Annotated in this window: 3 protein-coding genes; 2 read left to right on the plus strand and 1 reads right to left on the minus strand. The window is 61.4% G+C overall.

The genetic code is table 11. The features are described from left to right. Nucleotides 1-578, plus strand: a 578-nt coding sequence (locus OQK_RS00060) for a peptidylprolyl isomerase (RefSeq protein ID WP_016770558.1), incomplete at its 5' end; no start/stop codon positions are given. Nucleotides 579-804: 226 nt separating this feature from the next. Continuing rightward, nucleotides 805-1,725, plus strand: coding sequence for a LysR substrate-binding domain-containing protein (locus OQK_RS00065; protein ID WP_238537131.1), 921 nt, complete (start codon nt 805-807; stop codon nt 1,723-1,725). Between the two features lie 747 nt (nt 1,726-2,472). Here the strand turns inward: OQK_RS00065 and OQK_RS00070 are convergent. Continuing rightward, nucleotides 2,473-2,795 (minus strand): DUF6124 family protein (locus OQK_RS00070; protein WP_016770559.1); only part of this gene is annotated, 323 nt, incomplete at its 5' end.

Below are 2,795 nucleotides of genomic sequence, written 5' to 3' on the forward strand. Positions count from 1 at the left end.
TCCGTGATTATCTGCGCTCGGTGAGTCAGGTGCCGGCGGAATATCCGAGCGCGGCCGAGTTGCAGCAGGCCTATGACGCCGGCAAGGCCAATTGGCAGACGCCGGCGCTGTATCGGGTCAGTCAGATTTTCCTCTCTGTCAGTGATGCTTCTAATGCGGAAACAGTGCGCAAGCAAGCACTTGAGTTGAGCAAGAAAGCCCAGTCAGCGCCGGGCGACTTTGCCGCGTTGGCTACGCAATATTCGCAGGATCGAGTGACGGCAGAGCGGGGCGGTGATACCGGCCTGCAACCGTTGCAACAGCTGGTGCCGGAAGTGCGTGGCGCCGTGGCGCGGCTCAAGGTAGGCGCGGTATCCGATCCCGTGCAGAGCGCCGCCGGATTTCACGTGATCAAACTCACCGAACAGCAACCGGCCCGCACCGCGACGCTGGAGGAACTGCGCGACCAACTGACCCAGGCCCTGCGCGCTCAACGCCAGGAACAGATCGCCCAGGCTTATCTGGACGGCATGCTCAACACTGCCACCCTCAGCATCGACGGCGCTGAACTGAACAAAATCCTCGAGGAAAAACACTGACGTCAGCCAAACACCAATCACCCCTGTGGGAGCGAGCCTGCTCGCGAATGCGGTGGGTCAGTCAGCGAAGATGTTGAATGTGCCAACGCTTTCGCGAGCAGGCTCGCTCCCACAATGAGATCCGGTGTATTCAGAGCAACCACATTAGATCGACAGGGAGTCATCAATGTCATTCACCGAACCCGCAGGACGCTCGGGCACCGCTGATTATCAAACGCCCTAAACCATCGCCGAACCCTGGCTAAACCAGGCCGCGACCATCGACAGCGAAGTCGCCCAATACTTCCTCGTCAGCGCCCGCTGCGGTTGCTTCATGCAAGCCGCGCGCAGCCTCAATGTGCGCTCGACGCTGCTGCGCAAACAACTCGCGCAACTCGAACAGCAACTGCAACACAGCCTGTTCAGCTTCCAGGGCAGCGCCCTAACGCTCACCCGCGAAGGCCAACTGTTGCAGGTCCGACTCAGCACCCTGGCCCACCAACGCAAACTCCCGGTCATCGAACAACCGCTGATCCGCCTCGCCATCGCCGAATCCATCCTCCACGACATCCTCGGCCGCGACCTCATCGCATTGCTGCGGCGCAACGCCAGCCTGCGTCTGGAAATTATCGCTCTGGATAGCGAACTGGCCTTGCGTGCGGTCAGTGCCGACATCGTCCTCTGGCTCGCCCCCGGCGAAACCCCAAACCCCGGCCCGACGTTCACCACCAGCGAACCGCAACACCTCGCACGGATTGAGTATCTGCCGCACATTGCCAAGCGTTATTCGAGGGTGACAGCGCGACCGGAAACGCCGGAAGATCTGGCGGACTTCATGCTGGTGCAGTGGCAGCATGATCGGCAGGTTGAGAGCTTTCGGCCTTGGAATGAGTTGGTCGAGCAGCGCTTGGCTGGCGTAGTGCAAATGCAGTCTTATGAACTCATGCTGGAGATGATTCGCTGCAGCGCTTGCATCGGATTGCTGCCGGCATACATGAGCCGCTTCGACCGTGGCCTCATCGCACTGCCCGGATTATTCGCCGAGGCGATGCAGCTCCATGCTTGGCTCGCCGTCAACACCGACTCGCAAAACTCCCCCGAAATCCAGGCCCTCACCGACCTCATCCAGCAAACCTTCAACGAACGCCACGAATGGTTCCAGCCTTGACCCGCCCCCATGTAAGAGTGAGCCTGCTCGCGAAAGCAATCCGCCAGTCGAAGCCACAGTGACTGACAAACCGCTTTCGCGAGCAGGCTCGCTCCCACAGGAATCTTCACTGCTTACGCGTTGATCGTTCCCACGCTCCGCGTGGGAATGCAGCCCGGGACGCTCTGCGTCCCCCTCCCAGAGCTGGAACGCGGAGCGTCCCTTGAGGCATTCCCACGCAGAGCGTGGGAACGATCATCAACTGCACCCGTACCGCATCAACAGTGGGAGCGAGCCTGCTCGCGAAAGCAATCCGCCAGTCGAAGCCAAAGTGACTGACAAACCGCATTCGCGAGCAGGCTCGCTCCCACAGGAATCTTCATTGCTTACGCGTTGATCCCCCACGCTCCGCGTGGGAATGCAGCCCGGGACGCTCTGCGTCCCCCCAGAGCTGGAACGCGGAGCGTCCCTTGAGGCATTCCCACGCAGAGCGTGGGAACGATCATCAACTGCACCCGTACCGCATCAACAGTGGGAGTGAGCCTGCTCGCGAACGCAATCCGCCAGTCGAAGCCAAAGTGACGGACAAACCGCATTCGCGAGCAGGCTCGCTCCCACAGGAATCTTCATGGCTTACGCGTTGATCGTCCCCACGCTCCGCGTGGGAATGCAGCCCGGGACGCTCTGCGTCCCCCTCCCAGAGCTGGAACGCGGAGCGTCCCTTGAGGCATTCCCACGCAGAGCGTGGGAACGATCATCAAAGGCCCGCTACTGCGGCAACTCCAGATTATCCAGCACCCGATTCACCGCGAGTTCCCCGAGCATGATCAGTTGCGCAATCCCCATCAGCGTCCGCCGCTGCGATGGCTTTACCAGCCCGGCGAATTCCTGGGCGATGGTTTTCGCGGAGGCGAGGGTTTCGCAGGCGTTGGCCAGCAGGTCTTCGTTTTTGGTGTCGGCGGTGACGGCGTACATGGCGCGGGGGCTGAACGGCGGTGGGGTCGAGCCGGGTGGGCAGAGGTAGTGGTCGAGTGCGCGGTCGGCGGCTTGGTGGAGTTTTTTGGAGTCGAGGGATTCGTAGGGGGAGGTGG

Origin of the sequence: Pseudomonas sp. R62 (assembly GCF_000257605.1) — a bacterium.
In the GTDB taxonomy this organism is placed as follows: domain Bacteria; phylum Pseudomonadota; class Gammaproteobacteria; order Pseudomonadales; family Pseudomonadaceae; genus Aquipseudomonas; species Aquipseudomonas atacamensis.